Raw genomic sequence first — 19,668 nt, 5'->3', positions numbered from 1 at the left:
CGGCGACATGTCTGCGCATTGGACCGAACGCGCACCATGCAGCAGAAGAGTGCGTTTGGGTCCGCCGACTGACAGGTTCACCCGCGGGCTAAGCCGACCGCTCGGGTGGCGGACTGGGCTGTCGCACCCTGTCGTCCGATGAGCAGCTCGGCGAGGCGCAGCGTTTGCCGGTACCACAGGGGGATCATCCCGGTGGCCCGCCCGGAGAGTCGGGTCACCGTGCGTTGGCTGTAGGCGGTCAGGTGGGCCAGTTCGGCTCGGGACAGTCGCTGTGTCACTCGCGAGTTCCGGACGACGCCTCGGCCGTGTTTTGCCAGGGCCACCGTCCGGTGATTTCCAGTTCGAGGGAGAAGCTGAGGAACGTGCGGATTGCCACGATGACGGCAAGTACGCCGAGGCTTCTGCCGACGCGCGAGCCGGACGCCCTCGACGCTGATCGCGACGAGCGTTGACTTGGTGGAGGGCGTCGTCCAGGTGAACTTCACCGTGGTCCGGGGCAAGGGCAAGGGCTTGATCAGGAAGTCCACCAAGACGGAATACGGTGAACGGACCCTCCTGCTGCCCTCGTGGGCCGTGGAGCTGCTGAAGAAGCGGCATGCTGGGTGCGTCGGCCTGGACCGGCCGGTGTTTTCGGACAGCCTTGGTGGTCTGCGGGACGCGTCGAATACCCGGCGTGATCTTCGCAACGCTCGTGGCACCGAAGGGTTTGCGTCGGTTACTTCGCATGTGTTCCGCAAGACGGCGGCGACGATCCTCGATGATGCTGGCCTGACCGCTCGGGTTGTCGCCGATCAGCTGGGGCACTCACGGTCGTCCATGACGCAGGATGTGTACCTCGGCCGCGAGGCGGTCGGCGGGGAAGCGCTCAGGCGCTAGAAAGAGCCTTCGTTACCGAGTCAAACTGAATTGTGTGGATAAAGTACGAGAAGCTCGGACATACAAAAGCCCAGGCTATTAACCTGGGCATTTGTGCGCCAACAGGGACTCGAACCCCGAACCCGCTGATTAAGAGTCAGCTGCTCTGCCAGTTGAGCTATTGGCGCTGGCTGTCAGCCAGACTTTGATCGGCCCGGTTCCTTTTCGGTTCCGTCCCGGTCTCCCTGGCGACGTTGAAGACATTAGCACGGCCCTGCGGGGTGCCCGAAGAGGGGGGTCGGTTCTGGGGGGCGAGTGAGGTTGTGGGGGTGGGGACGCAACCCTGGGCGGGGTGTTGCGTCTCATGGAGGGTGATCAGCCAGGGTAGATCACCCTATGTGTGCAACCCGGTCCCTTCACTCACTGTCGGGGGGTTGCTGCACACTGTTCTCAGGCGTAGCGGCGCATCGGAGCGGACGGACAGTTGCCCATGAGGGAGTGGAGTAATTCGGTCGGGGTTCCCGTACGGGTGTCACGACTGCTGACTATGTTGATCTTCGGTTTGGTGGCGTTGCTCGTCGCCGGCTGCAGCGGGTCCGGTTCGGGGGGCGAGGTGGCGCCTGCGCCAACATTGGAGCTGGCACCGCCCAACGGCGCCAAGGACATTTCGCCGACCGCGCCGATCAGCGCTAAGGCGGTCCACGGCAAGATCGTCGAGGCGGCGCTGACCAGCGTGGAAGGCAACGTGATGGCCGGCGTCATCGCGCCGGACGGGGCCAGCTGGGCAGCCACCGAGAAGCTCGGTTACGGCAAGACCTACACGCTGTCCGTGACCGCACAAGCTGCGAAAGGGCCGGCGATCACCCAGCAGTCCACCTTCAGCACCATTTCACCCGGCAAGCAGACGTTCGTGTCGATGAACCCGCTGGACGGGCAGACCGTCGGCGTCGGCCAGCCGCTGGCGTTCTACTTCAGCGAGAACGCCCCGGCGCCGGACAAGGCGAAGGCCGAGGAAGCGATCAAGATCCGCACCGAGCCGGCGGTGGAGGGCGCTTTCTACTGGTTCAACAGCCGTGAGGTGCATTGGCGGCCGAAGGAGTACTGGAAGCCGGGCACCAAGGTGTCGATCGACGTCGACGTGTACGGCAGGGACCTCGGCAACGGCGCCTGGGGCGAGGAGGACCGCCAGGCGACCATCACCATCGGCGCCGCGGTCGTACTGAAGGCCGATGGTGCCACCCACAAGATGACCATCGAGAAGAACGGCAAGCTGCTGCGGACCATGCCGGTATCGCTGGGCAAACCGTCGTTCCCGTCCAACAACGGCGTGCACGTGGTCACCGAGCACCACGCCACGAAGGTGATGGACTCCTCCACCTACGGCCTGCCGGTCGAGGCGGGCGGCTACCGCACCGAGGTCCAGTGGGCGGTCCGGATCTCCAACGGCGGTGAGTTCTTGCACGCCGCGCCGTGGTCGGTGGGCGATCAGGGGCGGCGCAATGTCAGCCACGGCTGCATCAACATGAGCATGTCCGATGCCAAGTGGGTCTTCGACCTGCTGAAGAAGGGCGATGTCGTGCAGATCACCAACTCCGGCGGTCCGAACCTGCGCGCTTGGGACGGTTTCGGCGACTGGCAGGTCCCGTGGGACCAGTGGGTGCAGGGCAACAAGTGAGTTGAAACCGCGGGTGGTCGTTCCGGTCGAACGACCACCCGACGGCCACGAGGACGATGAAGAAAGGCCCCGTTCCAACTACTGGAACGGGGCCTTTCTTCATTGGGTGAGTGACGGGAATCGAACCCGCGACACCTGGGACCACAACCCAGTGCTCTACCGACTGAGCTACACCCACCACGATTGCTCGGACGAGCCCTCTCGGGCCCCCTTCCGGGGCAACGCTCATATCGTAGCGTGCGCCGTCATCCGGTTTTCCACCGGCTCCGCTTTATCAGGTGCGCGCTGGTCAGCGGCCGGATTTCGGGTTCTGGCCGGACTCCTCGCGGGCCTTCTCGGTGCCGCCGACGCCATCGCCGTCGAGCAGTTCGGCCGCCACCGACTGGGCCTGCTCGCTGGTCGGCCCCGGCTGCGGGACGAATGCGGTCCGCCGGTAGTAGGCGAGCTCGCGGATGGACTCCCGGATGTCGGCGAGCGCGCGGTGGGCGAGGCCCTTCTCCGGCTGCGCGTAGTAGATCCGCGGGTACCAGCGGCGGCACAGCTCCTTGATGGACGACACGTCGACCATCCGGTAGTGCAGGTGGGCGTCCAGCCGCGGCATGTCGCGGGAGAGGAAGCCGCGGTCGGTGGCGATCGAGTTGCCGGCCAGCGGCGCGGACCGGCTGTCCGGCACGTAATGGCGGATGTAGTCCAGCACGCGCTGTTCGGCCTCTTCGAGCGTCACCGTGCAGCGGCGCACCTCTTCGGTGAGCCCGGAGCGGTCGTGCATCTCGCGGACCACGTCGGGCATTCCGGCGAGCTTCTCCTCGTCGGCGCGGATGACGATGTCCACGCCTTCGCCAAGGATGTTGAGGTCGGCATCGGTGACCAGGGCGGCGATCTCGATCAGCGCGTCCTTGCCGAGATCGAGACCGGTCATTTCGCAGTCGATCCACACTAGACGGTCGTTCACCCGAGGCAGCCTAACTCGACACGAGGGGTGATCGTGCAGCCCTGCCGGTCAGGCTTCCAAGCGGGCGAGCAGTTCGCGAGGCACGACCTTGCCGGTGGCGTTGCGCGGCAGCTCGTCGAGGAACACCACATCGCGGGGCATGGCGAATTTCGACAACCTGCCGCGGAGCCGCTCGCGCAGCTGCTCGGCGTCCAGCCGACTGTCCGCTCGGAGCACCACGAATGCCGCTAGCCGCTGCCCGAACTCGGCGTCGTCGACTCCGATGACGGCGGTCTCGGACACCTCCGGCAGGCCGGCGATGACGTCCTCGGTCTCCTTCGGATAGACGTTCTCGCCGCCCGAGATGATCATGTCGTCTTCGCGGCCGACGACGAACAACCGCGCGGCGACATCGAAGCGCCCGAGGTCTCCGGTCGACATCAGGCCGTCGCGGGTTTCCCGGCTGCTGCCGTTGGTGTAGCCCTCGAAGAGCATGTCGTTGCCGGCGAAGATCCGCCCAGTCGCACCGCGGCGCACCGGGGTTCCGTCGTCGCCGAGGATGCGCACCGTCGTCCCGCGTGGTGGTCGGCCCACCGTACCCGGGGCGGCGCTCAGGTCGTGCGGTGTCGCGATGCTGACCCAGGACGCCTCGGTGGAGCCGTAGAGGTTGTAGAGCACCTGCCCGAAGGCGCGCTGGAACCTGGTGGCCAGGTCGGCGGGCAGCGCAGAACCGCTGCTCGCCACGACTCGCAGCGTGCTGTGGTCGTACTCGTCGCGGACCCGTTCGGGGAGCTCGAGGATGCGCTGGAGCATCACCGGCACCGCGAACATCGATGTGCACTGGTTGCGCTGCACCGCGCCGAGCGACTGCTCAGGGTCGAACCGGCGGCGCAGCACCAGTGTCGCGCCGAGCACGGAGCCGAGCTGGAACGCGGCGAGGCCCCAAGCGTGGAACAGCGGGGCGCTGACCAAGATCCGGTCTCCGTGGCGCAGCGGCACCCGGGACAGGATCGACGCCGCGGGCGCGAGCCCCGGCGGATCGGGGCGGCGGGCACCCTTCGGGGGTCCGGTGGTGCCGGAAGTGAGCACAATCACCCGGGAGTGCCACTTCGGCCGGGGCAGGTGCTTGGCCGAGGACGTGGCGATCAGGTGCTCCAGCGTGTCGTGCCGGGTGGTGCCTTCGGTCCACGCGAGCACGGCTTCGAGATCTTCGGGGAGGTTCGGCAGGTGGGTGCGGTATTCGGCGTCCAGGACCAGCAGGCCGACCCGCTGCTCGGCGATCACGTCGGTGATCCGCTGGGTGCTCAGGCCCGTGTTGAGCAGAACCACGTCAATGCCGAGCTTGGCGGCGGCGACGATCGTCTCGATCGGCCCGTGGTGGTTGTGGCACAGCACGCCGATCCGGGTGCCTCGGGGAATCCGGTTGCGCAGGCCGTTGGCGAGCCGGGTGGTGCGCTGCGCGAGCTCGGCATAGCTGAGCGCGCCGCGCTCGTCGATCACGGCCGGGCGGTCGGCGTGGCGCACCGCGCCGACGGCGAAGCCCAGCGGCGGGGTGATGCCCCAGCGGCGCCAGGCGAGGACGATGCGCAGCAGCTTGTCCGGCCGAAGCGGGCTGATCACGCCCTGCTTGCACAGGACGGACACCGTGTGCAGGCCGGTCGTTCCGCGCCGGAGCAGCGCGGCTGATCGTTGCCAGAACATGCTCACGCAGTCACCTCTCGGTCGCCAGGTTACCGGGAGTAGATATCGCCGCGAGCCGACTTGCGGGGAAAGACTGCGATCGTGAGCGCGGCGGCCGGCGGACCGCAGCCACCGCGCTCACGAGGGGATTCACTCCATTTCGGCGGCCACCACGATCGCGTCGCGCAGGGCCGCGCGCAGTCTGCCGACCTCCAGCGGGGAAAGCACCGCGGTCTCACCCGGTGGAGCGATCACGACCACGTTCCCCTGATTGATCAACACTGACATGTCCCGGCGTCTGCCGGTGACATCGCGGCAGCTCACGTGCCACTGCCTGGCGGGCTCCACGATCCCCAGCCTCCCTGTTGCTGTCCTCGCGCTTTGCCTCCCGCGCGCGGTTGTTGATCGAGGGACGCAGTTGGGCGCGCACCGTGACGGCGGTTCTGCGCATAAGTCACCCGAAAGCTTCTGGCGCACTCCCCGGTAAGGAGTGCAATACGCAGAGTGGGCGCAGTTTCAGTTGGGTGTGGCGCTTTTGGGGGTAGGTCATGCTCGGGGGATGGTGCGGGTGGGGTGGTTGCGTTGTTGTTCTTGGGTGAGGTGGTAGGTCCAGTAGTCGTTGAAGTCGCCGTTGGTGTGGAGGGCGCGGAGTTGGAGGATGGCTTCGGCGCCGGGTGGTTTCCAGCGGGCGCCGGTGATGTCCATGCGGTCGGCGATGAGGTGGCGGCAGGCGCCTTCGATGATGCCGGTGGCGATGGGCCAGCCGTGGGTCAGGGCGGTGGGGTAGTCGAGGTAGCCGACTTGGGCTTTGCGGGTGAGGTAGGTGACCGTGGCTGCGGCGTTTTTGCGTTGCGTCGGGGTCGGGTCGCCTCGTGTGCATCTCGGCCGGCAGGTTCAGCACGCCGTCCGCGGGATGGACAGTGCACTCAGCCGGCGCCGGTAGGCCAGCCGGGTCACGGTCACCTCCCCGAACACCGTGGCCAGACCACGCCGGCGACCCGCTCCAGGAGAGTGCGCTGTATGCCCTCGGGGCCGGTCACGCCACCGGGAACCGGGTGCTCACGCACCGCACGAAGATCAAGATGTTTCTGTAGCAGCCGGCGCATCAACTGCCGGGACCGCTCGGTCAGCGGCTCTTCCAGCTCGCCATGCGTGATGCCACGGTCAACGGCGCCGAGCTCCGTGATGATCGACCCGAACACCGCCCGAGAGGATTCGAACGCTCCGGCGACATCGTGGTTCGCGTACCTGCCACAGGGCTCCTTCTTTACGTTGATGGACGTCAGACGCCCACCACGTAGTCAGAAGGAGCCCCTTTCATGATCACCGCCCGCCGAACCCCCCGACCACAGCTCCCCTAGTAAGTACCGGTAGTGGTTGATCCGGAGAGCAAAAGAGCCACACCCAATTGAAACTGCGGACACCGGCGGGGGCGGCCGGTCTTCAGACCGGGCGGACCACCAGGCCGTTCGGTTCGGCGGTGAAGGTAACCGCGGCTTCCTCGAAGTCGGCGATCGGCAGCTCGTCGCGCACCAGCCGGTGCGGCGCGTCGAAGGCCTCGACCCGGATCTCGCGGGTGGTCAGCGTCCGCTCCGGGATGTCCGCGCCGCCGACCTGAACCTGCAGCTTGCCGCCCTGCACCGTCATGGTCAGCCAGCCGCCGGGCACCGTCAGCTGCTCACCGTCGAAGGTCAGGACCAGCCGGCTGCCGGCAGGGTCCTCGGCGCGCACGGCGACGTGCGAGATCGCGACGTCACGCTGGCCGGAGTCGCCGGCCAGGGCGATCACGTCCCGCTTGACCTCCTCGGCGGGGCCGTCGCCGGGCTTCGGCGCGAGCACCGGGGCGCGCAGCTCGGCGGCCACCCGGTAGGGCTGCCACGATCCGGCGCCGATCAGGTTGACCACCGCGGTGATCTCGGCGTCGGCCAGCAGCCGGTCGCTGCCGGGAGCCGGAGTCACTTCAACCGCGGCGACGTCGCGCCGGTTCAGCAACTCGCGCAGCGCATTCGCGCGCTGCCTGCTGTTGCGGTCGAATCCGCGGGTGATCGCCACCGTCCCCGAACCGGCGGCCGCCACGGCGGCTTCGGTCAGGTCCGCCAGCGGGGCCCAGATCCGGGCGGGATCCTCCGGCCGGGGCTGCCGGCGGGAACGGGCGAAGCTCGGGGCATCGGTCGTGGTTTCCATCATCAACCACTTTAGTCCGCGACGAAGGGTTGGCTGGCCTGCCGGTGGGGGCCTTCATGGTGTGAATTCGATCGCTGTGCCGGGCGCCGGGCGAGCGGCCGTGCGCCTATCGGAGCAGGCACCGACCGCTCGGCGGCCGGGCGGTCTTGTCGCGAGGCGCATGCGCGGCAATGCTGAAGCCATCACCGAGGGGGCGGGGATGACCGAGGTGCACTTTCCTGAGTTGAGGCGACAGCGGGCCGGTCACGGTCGGGCACGTGGAGTGCTGGTGTGCTGGCTGGTCTCGGACGGCAGCCGGGTGCACGTCGGCGATCGGGTGGCGGAGGTCCAGGTCGCCGACGACTGCTGCGGCACGACGATCGGGTGGGTTTCGGCGCTGGCCACCGGAACGCTCTGGCACCAGGTGCGGCCCGGCGAGGTGCTCACCGCCGGCGTGGTGGTGGGCCTGATCGACTGAGGACGCCGAGGGCGTGGTCGCGCGGCGGCCCCGGTTGTTAGGTTGGTGGCAGTGACGCGGGGTGCCCGGGCTGCCGGGCTGAGAACAGACCCGTTGAACCTGACCTAGCTCGTACTAGCGGAGGGACGTCATGGTTCCCAATGTGCTGACCATCGCAGGCACCGACCCCAGCGGCGGCGCCGGTGTGCAAGCCGATCTGAAGACCTTCTCCGCGCACGGCGCCTACGGCATGTCCGTGATCACCGCGCTGGTCGCGCAGACCACCACCGGCGTTTCCGAGGTCCACGAGGTGCCGCCGGAGTTCATCACCGCGCAGTTGGTCACACTGCTCGACGACGTGCGGGTGGACGCGGTCAAGATCGGCATGTTGGCCAACGCCGAGGTGATCCGCGCGGTGATCGGGGTCCTCGACCGCTACGCGCTGCCGCGCGTTGTGCTGGATCCGGTGATGGTCGCCAAGAGCGGTGACCGGTTGCTCGCGCCTGAGGCGGTCAGCGTGCTGCGCGACGAGCTGCTGCCGCGCGTGGACCTGATCACCCCGAACCTGCCCGAGGCCGCCGATCTGCTGGGCGAGCCGGAGATCACCGACCCCGACGACATGCCCGCGCAGGCCGAGCGGCTGGCCGGGTTGGGCGCGAAGCAGGTGCTGCTCAAGGGCGGTCACCTCGACGGCCGGTCCAGCTCGGACCTGCTCTACGGCGACGGCATCGCCGAATTCCTCTCCAGCGAGCGCGTCGTGACCACCAACGACCACGGCACCGGCTGCACGCTGTCGGCCGCTATAGCGGCGCTGCGCCCGCAGCGCGCGGACTGGCTCGAAGCGGTGCGCGAGGCCAAGGAGTACCTGACGGAGGCTCTGCGCGCTTCCGACCGGCTCGATGTGGGCCACGGCCACGGCCCGGTGCACCACTTCCACCACTGGTGGTGACCGTTTCCGGTTTCGGGCTCGCCTCGCGCGGCGGTGCGGGTGGCGCAACCTCAGACATCGCCTGGACTTTGGGGCCCCCGATTTGCGCATGACCGGCTTCGGGGCAGTCCTTGCCAGATGACGTCTGAGAACCCGCGGCGGTGCAAGTTCGCACAGGTGGGCTAAGCGCTTCCGGCGCTTCGAAGACATAGAAGAACTGGTTCTAAAGCGGCACCGGCACCCAGCAGTGCACCGGGGTTGCGCATACGACGAGAGGTCCTGATGAGTAAGCTGCCCGCTCCGCCCGCCGACGGTTTCTGCGCCGAGGCATGGGCGCTCACCGCCGATCTGCAGCAGGCGATCGTCGAGCACCCGTTCAACACCGCGCTCACCGATGGCACCCTGGACCGCGACCGGTTCGCGTTCTACATCGTGCAGGACGCGCGCTACCTGGTCGGTTTCGCGCAGGCGCTGGCGGCCGCCGCGACGCGGGCCGACAACGCCGAGGACGCGGCGTTCCTGGCCGGTGCGTCCCAGGGCGCACTGGTCGAGGAGCGCCGTTTGCATGCCGGTTACGTCGCGGAGTTCGGCCTCACCGACGCCGAGATCGCCGGGATCGACACGTCCCCGTCATGCCTGGCTTACACCTCGTACCTGCGGGCGACCGCGCTGACCGAGTCGTATCCGGTGCTGCTGGCGGCGATCCTGCCGTGCTTCTGGGTGTACCAGCACGTGGGCACCACCATCCTGGAAGCCACCGGCGGTGCCGAAGATCACCCGTACCGGGCGTGGATCCAGACCTACGCCGACGACGAGTTCGCCGAGGCGGTGCTGACCGCGCGCGACCTCACCGACCGGGTCACCAAGGGCGTCGACGCCGAGACGCGGCAGCGGATGCTCGACGCGTTCACCCGAGCGACTGAGTACGAGTGGCTGTTCTGGAACAGCGCTTGGATCAAGGAGGAGTGGCAGACTTCACGATTCCTAAAGTAATCGCGAAACCCGTTGCAGGGTGGGAAGAACGCACTTCGGCCTGGCGTGATCCGGTGCCCGAATGGGCCCGTAACGAATCGCGGTTCGAAGCGATGCTCCCATCGAGACGCCCGTCCGGGCGAGGACTTGGGTGTGGGTTCTTCCCACCGTAGACGGAGTTTCGACGACCGTGGGCAATTCTCTTCTGATCGTTCTGGCGGGCATGCTGGTGCCCGTGTTAGCGGCTGCGCCGTTCTACCTCGCCGACCGCCGTCGGGAGCAGCAGGATCTCGTCGAAGGCGACGAATAGGTCAGCCCCCGTAGACCTTCTTCGCGAGTTCTTCCTTGCCCCGCTTGAGTTCCTGCAACGCATTGGCGGCGAATCCACCGCTGGTCGGCATGGCCGGGATCCGCAGGCCTTCGCTGAGCGTCCAGCCGGAGCCGCAGTCGATCAGCGACCGGTGCTTGTTGGTGTAGTAGCCGGAGTTGATCGACACCGCGACCCCGTGCGCTCCGGCCGCGGCCGCCATCAGGTGCAGGTGGAATCGGCTGGACAGCCAGCGCTGCCCGCCCGCCGCGGGCAGCCCGTCGGCCATGATCTCGGAGAACGGGTAGAAGCGGGCGCCCGGCAGGTCGTGTTCCACCAGCGCGAAGACCTCGCGGTCCACGCGCGGGATGCCTTCGACGATGCCGACCTGCTCGGGGCGCACGCCCCACTCGCCCAGCGTGTCCAACAGGAATCCGGCCAGCGCGGGCACGGAATCGTCGAGCAGGTCCGACTGCAGGCACACCATGACCTCGCGCAGGTCGTCGTCCCGGTACAGCCCGGGTTCGACCCCGAAGAACATGTCGTCGCCGGTGTGCGAGGTGGCGCTGGACAGCGCCGCCGACGGCTCGTCGCGCACGTCGACGACCTCGAACTGCGCGGCGAGGTTTCGCAGCAGCGGTTCCGCTTCGTCGGCGACTGGCGACAGCCCTTGGCCGGTCATCACCGCCCGGCCGCCGGAGCGGCGCGTCGCCGCCACCGCGGCCGCGAGCAGGCCGATGTGCCGCGGCCAGATGCCGTTGACGAATCCGCCGCCGACGATGTGCACCAGGTCGGCCCGGGCTGCCAGTTCGATGCCGGCCACCCATCGCGGCGCCAGCCCCGGGTTGTTGAACGCGTGCTGCACGAACGACGCGACCTCCCACGGCCCGTCCGACGGGGCCTCCCAGCACAGCCGCCAGAAGGTGTCGGTGAACCGGACGCGCGGATGCAAGTGGCCGAGCAGGACATCGCTGGGTCCCGGGTTGGGGCAGTCCACCCAGATCTCGCTGTCCGGCGCGACGCGTGCCAGGTGCTTCAACCAGGCGGCGGCGATCAGTTCGTCCCCGTAGTTCGGGTGCCCGGTGGTGGCGACGAGGTAGACGGTGGGGGGCTTCGTCAACGGTGGGGCTCCAGCCTTCGGGTGCCGAGTCCCTTTCGAACGTAGCAACGACGAGGCCCCAACCGCCGTGCTTGGTGATGTCTCGCACCCCCGCCGCCACCGTAGGTACCAATCAGGGTGCGCTAACTTTCATTGAAGGCGTGTTGACGATCCGATCCCAGGCGAAGGTGGGCACCGACAAGCCGGTCGGCTACGCGAAGCGGCTGTCCTCGCACCTGGGCGCGAGTGCGCAGCGTCCGAAGAACCCGATGGCATCCGGATCACCCTGGCCGCCGACAGCGGCGTGGGCACCCGGCCTCCTGGTCAACGAACCGGATGTGCTCGCCCTGCACGCCGAGGCGGAGAACGCCGAGGTGCTCGACCGCGTGCAGGACGTGATCGGCCGCCACCTCGAGCGTTTCGGTCAGCGCGACGAGCTCAAGGTCAACTGGACGAACGACTGAGTATTAACAGTGGCGATGATCATGCGAAGGTCAGGCGAGCGGCGTCAGCCGCTTCCTGCCACGCGCAACTCGCGGCGCAGTGAGTTCTCGGACGTGGTCATTCATGAGTCGGGGATTCCGGACCGCGACGCCGTCCGAGGTACCACTACCCGCACAGGCTCGCACAACGACCCGGAATTCTTCTATTCCTTGCTGATCTCGTCGCGGATGCGGGCCAGGCGCTGGCGGGAGCGGTTGAACTTGGCCTCGAAGTGCTTCTCGAACAGGTCCGTGGGCAACTGCGGGACCTCCGCCGGCTCCGCCGATCGCTGCTGCGGTGCGACCGGCGCCGGCCGGCGTGCCTCCGACTCGGCCTGCGACCTGGTTTCGGCGTCGGACCCGGTCTTGGCCTCGGTGTCGGGTTCGGTCGCCGGTGGCTGCTCGTCGGTGCTCGGCCGTCGGGGGATGACCGTCGGCGTCACCGGCTTGACCGGTGCGGGCGGGGTGCGCAGCGCGTGTCTGCCCTTCGGGGCGGTTGCTGGTTCGGCGACGCCGCTCTCGGCGAGGCGTCGGTTCGCGCGGTTGAGCAGTGGCCAGAAGATCAGCGTGGCCAATGCGAAACCGGTGACGAACATCAGCACGAGCAGATCCACGAGTAGCTCCGATCAGTTCTGTCTGGCGGGGCCTGTCTGCGGGGCGGCGCCGTTGGTGTGCGTCCGCTCAATGGGAATGGTGTAGGTCTGCGCGTCGTCGCGCTGCTCGGGCAGCCGCACCGGCTGCTGCTCGGCCTTCGCGATCCGTTCGACCTGCTCGACATTCCGGTCCCGCGTGATCTGGTCGATTTCTTCGGCGATGTCCGGAATCGGGTCGCTCAGTTCTGCGACGGACTGGTCCAGCAGGCGCTGGGCCTTGTCCATTGCGGACAGAAGCGAACTGCGCAGCTCCTCCAGCCGGAGCTGCTTGGTGCGGATCTCTTCCAGGGCTTCCAACCGCTGCTGCTCGGTCTCGGTGTTCCACTGGTCGCACTGCCGCCGGGCCTGGTCGATCAGCTGGTCAGATTCGTCCTGGGCGGCCGACATGGTCCGCTTGTACTCGTTGCGGATGTTCTGCCGCAGCCGCTGTTCCCGGGAGCGCAGGTCGCTGACCTTCTGGTCGTGCTCGCGGTGCAGCCGCGCGCGTCGCTCCTCGACGTCGGTGACCAGCTCGCTGCACTCGTTGCGCAGCTCGGTGGCGGCCCGCTGGGCCTCGTTGAGCAGCTCGCGCGCCTCGGTTTCCGCCGTGCCCCGGATGATCTCGGCCTGCCTCCTGGCCTGGTCGCGCAGGGTCTGCACCTCTTCTTCGGCGATCGAGAGCATGTTCTGCACCCGCTGGGAGGCGGCGGGCAGCCCGGTGTCGGAAGACTCGATCTGCTTGAGCCGCTGCTCGGCGGTGTCGAGGTTGCGGCGGGTGTCGTCGCAGAGCTTGCGGAGGTCGGAGTTGAGCTGCGCGGCCTCGTTGCGGTCGATGGTGACCAGGCGCAGCTGGTCCTCCAGCAGTTCCAGGTGTTCGATGACCTGATGGCGGTTGAAGCCGCGTACCTGGATGTCGAATCCCGGCCGGAGCGGCACGACGGAGTCGGCGTCTTCCATTGGTGAACTCCTCTCCGGACGGTCTGGGCTGATTCGATAGGTCGGAGAGTAGGGGCGATGCTGCTAGTTCGCCCAGCGGAAAACAACGATCATCACCGGATCAGGTGCTGATGATCAGGCGATCAAACGATCGCCTTGCTCTCAGCGATCGTGACACGTGTTCGTCCACTGTGCTCGTTTCGTTCGCCGGGTGACGCACGGGGCCGATTGGGGCGGGTACGGCAGTGGTGTGAAGCACTGTCACGAGATCGAGTGGTTAGGTTAGGCTCCGCTCGCGTACGGGTTCGCGGTGTCTAGGGAGCGTGGCGTGACGACTGGAGTCAACCTTGCCGACCGGTCGCACCAGCGGACATCGGTGTTGCTGCGGCGGTGGCTGGCCGAAACGCACACCCCGGTCGCCGAGGGGCGGCTGCGGTTGACCATCGGGTCGCTGCGGTTGAGCACGGACGTGGTCTACGACTCGCCGACCGGCGCGCACGGCTTCGGCCCGATCCACATCCTGGGCGCCACCGGCGCGCCGGTCGAGGTGGCCGAGCCCGCGTTGCTCGCCGTCGCGTGCTCCGCCGATGCGCGCGCCCGCGCGCTGCCCGACGCGCCGATCAACGCCGCAGACTCGGGCACGCTGCTGGATTGGCTGGTGGATGCCTTGCCGCGCAGTGCGGTCGATCCGCTTGCGCTGCCTGAGGATTTGGTCGCCCTCGCCCGGTCGGTCTCCGACGGGGCGGAGGCACGGCGCTGGTTGTCCGCTCACGTCGAGGGCCGGTTGCTGCCCGCGATTCGGGGCTGGAAACCCGACGACGCCGCCGGCGCCACGGCGGCGCTGCTGACGCGTGGCGCGCTCGCCGTCATCGGGTTGCTGGGGCGGCGTGGTGTCGTGCACGAGACGGACCTGATCGCCGACCTCGTGGATCGGCTGCGGGCAATCGCCGAGGCGTATCCGGACGCGGAATGGCTGGTGCGGCACTGGTTGACCAGCCCGACGCTGACCGATCTCGCCGCGCTCAACGGTTCCGGGCTGCGGTACCGCGCGGTTTCGGGCGAGATCCGGGTGCAGGCCGTGCCGTTCGAGGTGCGCAACCCGTTGTGGTCGGGCGCTGCGGACGCTCCGGGCGTACCGATCCCGGAGCTCGGGGAGGGCTGGTCGTTGCGGCCGGTGCGGGTCTCGGGCGCGGACGGCGGGCCGGATGTCGAGCTGGTGCACCGCTGGATGAACAATGAGCACGTCGCGGTCAACTGGAACCAGGCGTGGCCGGTGCCGCGGTGGCGGGACGAACTGGCTGGTCAGCTCGCCGGGCGGCATTCTGTTCCCTGCATCGTCGGCATCGACGGGCGGGATGTCGGCTACCTGGAGCTCTACCGGGTGCAGCGGGACAAGCTGGCGCGCTGCTATTCGCATGATCCGCACGACCTCGGCGTGCACATCGCCATCGGTGAGCCGGACGCGATCGGACGCGGAGTCGGCTCGTCGCTGCTGCGGGCGGTGGCCGAAGGGTTGCTCGCGGTCGATCCGGCCTGCGGCCGGGTCGTCGCCGAGCCCGACGTCCACAATGGAGCTTCGGTGTGCGCGTTCGGCAAGGCCGGGTTCGAGTGGGCTGCGGAGGTGGGGTTGCCGAAAAAGAATTCCGCGCTGATGGTGTTCGCCCGGTCTGCGCCGGGTGAGTAGTCCCACGTCGGTCGATGCGGTGAGCAGCTGTACTCCGGATCGAATCATAAGTAAGGTAAGCCTTACTTGCTCGTCGATCGTGGGGAGAACGATGCCGGGTCGTGCTGACGAGCAGTTGCCGTTGTCCGCCGCGCAGTCGGGGATCTGGTTCGCGCAGCAACTGGACCGCAAAAACCCGATCTTCAACACCGCCGAATACGTGGAGATCCACGGGCCGGTGGAGCCCATCCGTTTCGTGGCGGCCCTGCGGCGAGTCGTCGAGGAGGCCGAGGCGCTGCGGATGCGGGTGGTCGACGACGCCGGCGAGCCGCGGCAGGCCATCGACGAGGCCGACGGCTTCGACGCCCCGGTGATCGACTGCTCGGGCGCCGCCGATCCCGATGTGCGGGCGCTCGCCTGGATGCGCGCCGACCTGCGGGAACCGGTGGAGCTGACGCGGTCGAGGGCCGACGGCGGCCGGTTGTGGGGCGCGGCGCTGCTCAAGCTCGGTGACGAGCGCTGGTGGTGGTACCAGCGGATCCACCACGTCGCCATCGACGGTTACGGCTTCTCGCTGCTCATCCGGCGGGTATCCGAGCTGTACAGCTCGGCGGATTCCGGGCCGTCGCCGTTTGGCTCGCTGCGTTTGCTGCTGGATGCGGAACGGGAGTACCGGGAGTCGCCGAAGTTCGTCCAGGACGCGGAGTTCTGGCGGGAGCAGTTCGCGGACCGACCGGATGTCGCGTCGCTGGCCCGAAATCCGAGCGCCACCGCGCACACCTTCCACCGCCAGGCCGACGCCTCCGGCGCGGCCGATGCCCTGGCCCTCGCCGCGACCGCAAGCCGGGCGATCTGGTCCGATGCGCTCATCGCAGCCTTCGGCGCTTACCTGCACCGGATGACAGGGGCCACCGACGTCGTGCTCGGGCTACCGGTGATGGGGCGGCTCGGGTCGGCTGCGCTGCGGGTGCCCGGCATGGTCGTCAACGTGTTGCCGTTGCGGCTGCGGATCGCCCCCGGCACCACGCGCGCGGAGCTGATCGCGCAGGTCGTCAAGGCTGTGCGGCAGGTGCGCAGACACCAGAACTACCGCAGCGAAGACCTGCGCCGCGACCTGAAGCTGCTGGGCTCGGGCCAGCCGCTGTTCGGGCCGGTGATCAACATCAAGTCCTTCGACTACGAGCTCGCCTTCGGCGACAGCCCGGCGACCGTGCACAACCTCGCGGCCGGGCCGGTCGACGACCTGACCATCGCGGTGTACAACGCCGGCGGCGACCTGCGCTTCGAGTTCGACGCCAACCCCGAGCGCTACAGCGAGGGGGAGCTGACCGCGCACCGCGAGCGGTTCCTGCGGTTCCTGCAGCAGTTCTCGGACTGCGCCGGGGACACCCCGGTCGGCCGGATCGACCTGCTCTCGGCCGAAGAGCGCCACCGGATCCTGAACGAGTGGAACGCGCCGATCGCCGATGTCGGCGCGCCCCCGGGGGCGCCGCTGCCGCAGCTGTTCGAGGAGCAGGCCCAGCGCACCCCGGACTCAGTCGCGGTCACCTTCGGTGAGCAGAACCTCACCTACGCCGAGCTCGACGCGCGGGCCAACCAGCTCGCGCACCACCTGATCGACCACGGCGTCGGGCCGGAGCAACTCGTCGCGCTGGCGCTGCCGAGATCCGTAGAACTGGTGGTGGTGCTGCTGGCGGTGCTCAAGGCCGGTGCCGCGTACCTGCCGCTGGACCCGGGGCATCCGGACGAGCGGATCCGTTACGTGATCGGGGACGCGCAGCCGACCTTGCTCATCAGCGACGCCGAGCACGCGGCACGACTGCCGGACGGGATCACACGCATCCTGCTGGACGATCCGGTCGAGGTCGAGGAGATCGCCCGGCATTCGCAACGTGATCCGAAGGCCGGCGAGCGGGGCCCGCTGACCTCCGAGCACGCCGCCTACGTGATCTACACATCCGGCTCGACCGGGCAGCCCAACGGCGTGTCGATCCCGCACCACAACGTGGTCCGGCTGTTCAGCGCGACCGAGCCGTGGTTCTCCTTCGATGGCAACGACGTCTGGACGTTGTTCCACTCCTACGCGTGCGACTTCTCGGTGTGGGAGCTGTGGGGCGCGCTGCTGCACGGCGGCCGGTTGGTGGTGGTGCCGCACGAGGTCAGCCGGTCGCCGCAGGAGTTCCTGCAGCTGGTCGCCCGCGAGCGCGTGACCGTGCTCAACCAGACGCCTTCGGTGTTCTACCAGCTCAGCCAGGCCGATCGGGAGGCGCCGGGCACCGAGCTGGCGCTGCGGTACGTCATCTTCGGCGGCGAAGCGCTGGAACTGGCCAGGTTGGACGACTGGTACGACCGGCGCCCCGGGTTGCCGAAACTGATCAACATGTACGGGATCACCGAGGCCACCGTGCACGTGTCCTATGCGGAGCTCGACCGCGAGGCGGTCGCCCGGCGCGACGGCAGCCTGATCGGCCGCGGCATTCCCGACCTGCGGGTGTACCTGCTCGACGTACTGCTGCAGCCGGTGCCGCCGTGCGTGGTCGGGGAGCTGTACGTGGCAGGCGAAGGCCTGGCCCGGGGCTACCTCGGGAAGCGCGGGCTGACCGCGCAGCGGTTCGTCGCGGACCCGCACGGCGCGCCCGGGACCCGGATGTACCGCTCCGGCGACCTGGGTCGGTGGCGGGCGGACGGCGGCATCGAGTTCGTCGGCCGCGCCGATCAGCAGGTCAAGGTGCGCGGGTTGCGCGTCGAGCTCGGCGAGATCGAGGCGAACCTGGCGGCGCATCCGCAGGTGCGGCAGGCCGCCGTCGTGGTGCTCGAGGACCAGCCCGGCGACAAGCGGCTGGTCGGTTACACCGTCGGTGCGGCCGAGCCGAGCGAGTTGCGGGCGCACCTGGCGGAGCGGCTGCCGGCCCACATGGTGCCGTCGGCCTTCATGGCCGTGGACGCGATTGCTTTGACCGCCAACGGGAAGCTCGACACCCGGGCCTTGCCCGCGCCAGATTTCGCCGCAGAGGCAGGTGGCCGCGGGCCGCGGGACGTGGTCGAGTCGACGCTGTGCCGGTTGTTCGCCGAGGTGCTCGGGGTGCGCGAGGTCGGCATCGACGACGGGTTCTTCGAGCTGGGCGGGCACTCCCTGCTGGCCGCGCGCCTGCTGGCGCGGGTGCGCACCGAGCTCGGTGCCGAGCTGACCATCCGCAGCCTCTTCGACCACCCGACCGTCGCGCGCCTGGCCGCGCAGCTCGAAGCGGGGACGAGTCGGCCCGCGCTGCGGCCGGTGGAGCGGCCCGAACGCATTCCGCTTTCCTTCGCGCAGCAGCGCCTTTGGTTCCTGAACCGGCTGGAGGACGCCAGCGCCACCTACAACCTGCCGCTGGTGCTGCGGATGTCCGGGGAGCTGGACGTGGCGGCGCTGCGGGCGGCGATCGGCGATGTCGTGCGGCGGCACGAGAGCCTGCGCACGATCTTCCCGGACGAGCTGGGAGAACCCCGCCAGGAGGTCCTCGACACCGTGCCCGACCTGACGCTGGTTCGGATTCCGGCCACCGGTGATCCGCAATTTCCGGGGAAATCGAACCTTCGATTTCCCCGGAAACTGCGCGACCCCGAAGACTCGGGGTCCTTCGGCGGGGTGGCCGAAGCGTTCGCAGCAGCGGTTCGGCAGGGGTTCGATCTGGCCGCGGAACCGCCTATCCGGACGACGTTGTTCACGACGACCGAATCCCCCGAGACCGGCGGCGAGCACTTGCTGCTCGTGCTGTTGCACCACGTGGCCGGCGACGAGTGGTCGACGCTGCCGCTGGTGCGGGACCTGTCGACCGCCTACGCCGCGCGCGTGGCGGGCGCGGAGCCGGGCTGGGACGACCTTGCGGTGCAGTACGTGGATTACACGCTCTGGCAGCGGGAACTGCTCGGGGGCGAGTCCGATCCGGGTGGGCTTGCGGCGCGGCAGCTGGCGTTCTGGCGGCGGGCGCTCGCCGGCCTGCCGGACCAGCTGGAGCTGCCCACCGACTTCCCACGCCCGGCGGTGTCCAGCCACCGGGGCGACGCGGTGCGCTTCGACCTCGACCCCGCCTTGCACCAGCGGCTTCGGCGGCTGGCCAGCGAGCACCAGGCCAGCGTGTTCATGGTGTTGCAGGCCGGGTTGGCCGCGCTGCTGACGCGGCACGGCGCCGGCACCGACATCCCGATAGGTTCACCGGTGGCCGGTCGCAGCGAAGACGCACTCGACGACCTGGTCGGGTTCTTCGTCAACAGCCTCGTGCTGCGCACCGACACCTCGGGCGAGCCGAGCTTCGCCGAGCTCGTCGACCGGGTGCGGCGAGGAGACCTGGCCGCCTTCGACAACGCGGAGCTGCCCTTCCAGCGGTTGGCCGAGGCGCTCAACCCGGCCCTCTCGCCGTCCCGGCACCCGCTGTTCCAGGTGATGCTCGCGTACCGGGGCGCGGCCGAGTCCGTCACCGCGGACCTGCCGGGGCTCGAGACCACTGTGGACACCGCACCCGCCGGGGCGGCGAAGTTCGACCTGGCGTTCAGCCTCGGCGAACGGGCCGACGGTGGCATCGACGGATTGGTGCAGTACAGCACCGACCTGTTCACCCGGCGCACCGTCGAGGACCTGGCCGCGCGGTTGGTCCGGCTGCTCGCTTCCGCCGTCGAGGATCCGGCCGCCCCCGTCGGCAGCCTGGACATCTTGGGCGATGCGGCCCGGCAGCGGATGTTGGAATGGGGCGACGCCGCTGGTGGCGCGGCTCCGGCGGGAACGTTTCCCGAGCTGTCCGGCGCGAAGGTCGCGCAGGACCCGGACAAGCCTTCGCCGGACGCGCGGACGACCAGGTGAAGATCCGCGGGTTGGCGAATCGGGGATCCCGGAGGCCAGGAGGCGTGTGCG

Annotated in this window: 17 protein-coding genes, 2 tRNA genes, 2 pseudogenes and 1 riboswitch; of the genes and pseudogenes, 8 read left to right on the top strand and 13 right to left on the bottom strand. The window is 68.8% G+C overall.

The window, feature by feature from the left end; genetic code table 11:
- Positions 1-77: 77 nt before the first annotated feature.
- Together ACWDKQ_RS02585 and ACWDKQ_RS02580 are read right to left on the bottom strand one after the other, a co-directional pair.
- Positions 78-278, bottom strand: coding sequence for a hypothetical protein (locus tag ACWDKQ_RS02585; RefSeq protein ID WP_450137005.1), 201 nt, complete (start codon positions 276-278; stop codon positions 78-80).
- Positions 275-394: pseudogene (locus ACWDKQ_RS02580) on the bottom strand (DUF1622 domain-containing protein); the annotation flags it as partial. The gene ACWDKQ_RS02585 and the pseudogene ACWDKQ_RS02580, both read right to left, overlap by 4 nt.
- Positions 395-456: 62 nt before the next feature.
- On the opposite strand from ACWDKQ_RS02580, the gene ACWDKQ_RS02575 reads away from it, so the two are divergent.
- On the top strand, positions 457-876 hold the full coding sequence (locus tag ACWDKQ_RS02575; protein ID WP_450137004.1) for a tyrosine-type recombinase/integrase: 420 nt from the start codon (positions 457-459) through the stop codon (positions 874-876).
- Between the two features lie 94 nt (positions 877-970).
- On the opposite strand, the gene ACWDKQ_RS02570 is transcribed toward ACWDKQ_RS02575, so the two are convergent.
- A tRNA-Lys gene (locus ACWDKQ_RS02570) sits at positions 971-1,043 on the bottom strand.
- Between the two features lie 341 nt (positions 1,044-1,384).
- Here ACWDKQ_RS02570 and ACWDKQ_RS02565 point away from each other — a divergent pair.
- Positions 1,385-2,530, top strand: coding sequence for a L,D-transpeptidase (locus ACWDKQ_RS02565; RefSeq protein WP_450137003.1), 1,146 nt, complete (start codon positions 1,385-1,387; stop codon positions 2,528-2,530).
- A 105-nt stretch (positions 2,531-2,635) separates the two neighbouring features.
- Here the strand turns inward: ACWDKQ_RS02565 and ACWDKQ_RS02560 are convergent.
- From ACWDKQ_RS02560 to ACWDKQ_RS02530, 7 genes and pseudogenes are all read right to left on the bottom strand, one after another.
- Positions 2,636-2,708: transfer RNA gene (locus tag ACWDKQ_RS02560), tRNA-His, on the bottom strand.
- A gap of 111 nt (positions 2,709-2,819) precedes the next feature.
- Positions 2,820-3,482 carry an oligoribonuclease gene (orn, locus tag ACWDKQ_RS02555; protein WP_450137002.1) on the bottom strand — a complete coding sequence of 221 codons (663 nt, stop codon included), beginning with the start codon at positions 3,480-3,482 and terminating at the stop codon, positions 2,820-2,822.
- Between the two features lie 48 nt (positions 3,483-3,530).
- Entirely contained in the window at positions 3,531-5,162 is a 1,632-nt protein-coding gene (locus ACWDKQ_RS02550) for an AMP-binding protein (protein ID WP_450137021.1), read from the bottom strand.
- A 129-nt stretch (positions 5,163-5,291) separates the two neighbouring features.
- Positions 5,292-5,489 carry a hypothetical protein gene (locus ACWDKQ_RS02545; RefSeq protein ID WP_450137001.1) on the bottom strand — a complete coding sequence of 66 codons (198 nt, stop codon included), beginning with the start codon at positions 5,487-5,489 and terminating at the stop codon, positions 5,292-5,294.
- Positions 5,490-5,687: 198 nt separating this feature from the next.
- Positions 5,688-5,999, bottom strand: a pseudogene (locus ACWDKQ_RS02540) (ISKra4 family transposase); the annotation flags it as partial.
- A gap of 101 nt (positions 6,000-6,100) precedes the next feature.
- On the bottom strand, positions 6,101-6,343 hold the full coding sequence (locus tag ACWDKQ_RS02535; protein WP_450137000.1) for a hypothetical protein: 243 nt from the start codon (positions 6,341-6,343) through the stop codon (positions 6,101-6,103).
- Positions 6,344-6,584: 241 nt separating this feature from the next.
- Positions 6,585-7,325, bottom strand: a complete 741-nt coding sequence (locus ACWDKQ_RS02530; protein WP_450136999.1) for a hypothetical protein — start codon at positions 7,323-7,325, stop codon at positions 6,585-6,587.
- A 160-nt stretch (positions 7,326-7,485) separates the two neighbouring features.
- On the opposite strand from ACWDKQ_RS02530, the gene ACWDKQ_RS02525 reads away from it, so the two are divergent.
- From ACWDKQ_RS02525 to tenA, 3 genes are all read left to right on the top strand, one after another.
- Positions 7,486-7,782, top strand: coding sequence for a hypothetical protein (locus tag ACWDKQ_RS02525; RefSeq protein WP_450136998.1), 297 nt, complete (start codon positions 7,486-7,488; stop codon positions 7,780-7,782).
- Positions 7,783-7,829: 47 nt separating this feature from the next.
- Positions 7,830-7,925, top strand: a riboswitch (TPP riboswitch).
- Positions 7,913-8,710: a bifunctional hydroxymethylpyrimidine kinase/phosphomethylpyrimidine kinase gene (gene thiD / locus ACWDKQ_RS02520; protein ID WP_450136997.1), complete on the top strand. Its 798-nt coding sequence runs from the start codon at positions 7,913-7,915 to the stop codon at positions 8,708-8,710. Its footprint overlaps the riboswitch before it by 13 nt.
- A gap of 261 nt (positions 8,711-8,971) precedes the next feature.
- Entirely contained in the window at positions 8,972-9,682 is a 711-nt protein-coding gene (gene tenA / locus ACWDKQ_RS02515; protein WP_450136996.1) for a thiaminase II, read from the top strand.
- A 290-nt stretch (positions 9,683-9,972) separates the two neighbouring features.
- Here tenA and ACWDKQ_RS02510 read toward each other — a convergent pair whose 3' ends face one another.
- On the bottom strand, positions 9,973-11,088 hold the full coding sequence (locus ACWDKQ_RS02510) for a polysaccharide pyruvyl transferase family protein (protein ID WP_450136995.1): 1,116 nt from the start codon (positions 11,086-11,088) through the stop codon (positions 9,973-9,975).
- Between the two features lie 143 nt (positions 11,089-11,231).
- On the opposite strand from ACWDKQ_RS02510, the gene ACWDKQ_RS02505 reads away from it, so the two are divergent.
- Positions 11,232-11,531 carry a DUF2218 domain-containing protein gene (locus ACWDKQ_RS02505; RefSeq protein ID WP_450136994.1) on the top strand — a complete coding sequence of 100 codons (300 nt, stop codon included), beginning with the start codon at positions 11,232-11,234 and terminating at the stop codon, positions 11,529-11,531.
- 182 nt (positions 11,532-11,713) lie between these two features.
- Here ACWDKQ_RS02505 and ACWDKQ_RS02500 read toward each other — a convergent pair whose 3' ends face one another.
- Both ACWDKQ_RS02500 and ACWDKQ_RS02495 read right to left on the bottom strand, forming a co-directional pair.
- Positions 11,714-12,163 (bottom strand): hypothetical protein, encoded by a 450-nt coding sequence (locus ACWDKQ_RS02500; RefSeq protein ID WP_450136993.1) that lies wholly within the window; start codon positions 12,161-12,163, stop codon positions 11,714-11,716.
- A 12-nt stretch (positions 12,164-12,175) separates the two neighbouring features.
- Positions 12,176-13,138 carry a hypothetical protein gene (locus ACWDKQ_RS02495; protein WP_450136992.1) on the bottom strand — a complete coding sequence of 321 codons (963 nt, stop codon included), beginning with the start codon at positions 13,136-13,138 and terminating at the stop codon, positions 12,176-12,178.
- Between the two features lie 307 nt (positions 13,139-13,445).
- Between ACWDKQ_RS02495 and ACWDKQ_RS02490 the strand changes: the two genes are divergently transcribed.
- Together ACWDKQ_RS02490 and ACWDKQ_RS02485 are read left to right on the top strand one after the other, a co-directional pair.
- Positions 13,446-14,801 carry a GNAT family N-acetyltransferase gene (locus tag ACWDKQ_RS02490; protein WP_450136991.1) on the top strand — a complete coding sequence of 452 codons (1,356 nt, stop codon included), beginning with the start codon at positions 13,446-13,448 and terminating at the stop codon, positions 14,799-14,801.
- A 91-nt stretch (positions 14,802-14,892) separates the two neighbouring features.
- A complete protein-coding gene (locus tag ACWDKQ_RS02485; RefSeq protein ID WP_450136990.1) occupies positions 14,893-19,617 on the top strand; it encodes an amino acid adenylation domain-containing protein in 4,725 nt (1,574 codons plus the stop codon).
- Positions 19,618-19,668 lie beyond the last annotated feature (51 nt).

Source organism: Saccharopolyspora sp. NPDC000995 (genome assembly GCF_053599315.1).
The sequence above is the reverse complement of the archived record's forward strand: the minus strand, read 5'-3'. Positions and strand labels throughout refer to the sequence as shown.

What these genes read in the sequence shown, in the direction of transcription:
- ACWDKQ_RS02530 (WP_450136999.1), bottom strand. Translation starts at nt 7,325, where the DNA reads ATGGAAACCACGACCGATGCCCCGAGCTTCGCCCGTTCCCGCCGGCAG.
- thiD (WP_450136997.1), top strand. Translation starts at nt 7,913, where the DNA reads ATGGTTCCCAATGTGCTGACCATCGCAGGCACCGACCCCAGCGGCGGC.
- tenA (WP_450136996.1), top strand. Translation starts at nt 8,972, where the DNA reads ATGAGTAAGCTGCCCGCTCCGCCCGCCGACGGTTTCTGCGCCGAGGCA.
- ACWDKQ_RS02550 (WP_450137021.1), bottom strand. Translation starts at nt 5,162, where the DNA reads ATGTTCTGGCAACGATCAGCCGCGCTGCTCCGGCGCGGAACGACCGGC.
- ACWDKQ_RS02525 (WP_450136998.1), top strand. Translation starts at nt 7,486, where the DNA reads ATGCGCGGCAATGCTGAAGCCATCACCGAGGGGGCGGGGATGACCGAG.
- ACWDKQ_RS02485 (WP_450136990.1), top strand. Translation starts at nt 14,893, where the DNA reads ATGCCGGGTCGTGCTGACGAGCAGTTGCCGTTGTCCGCCGCGCAGTCG.
- ACWDKQ_RS02495 (WP_450136992.1), bottom strand. Translation starts at nt 13,138, where the DNA reads ATGGAAGACGCCGACTCCGTCGTGCCGCTCCGGCCGGGATTCGACATC.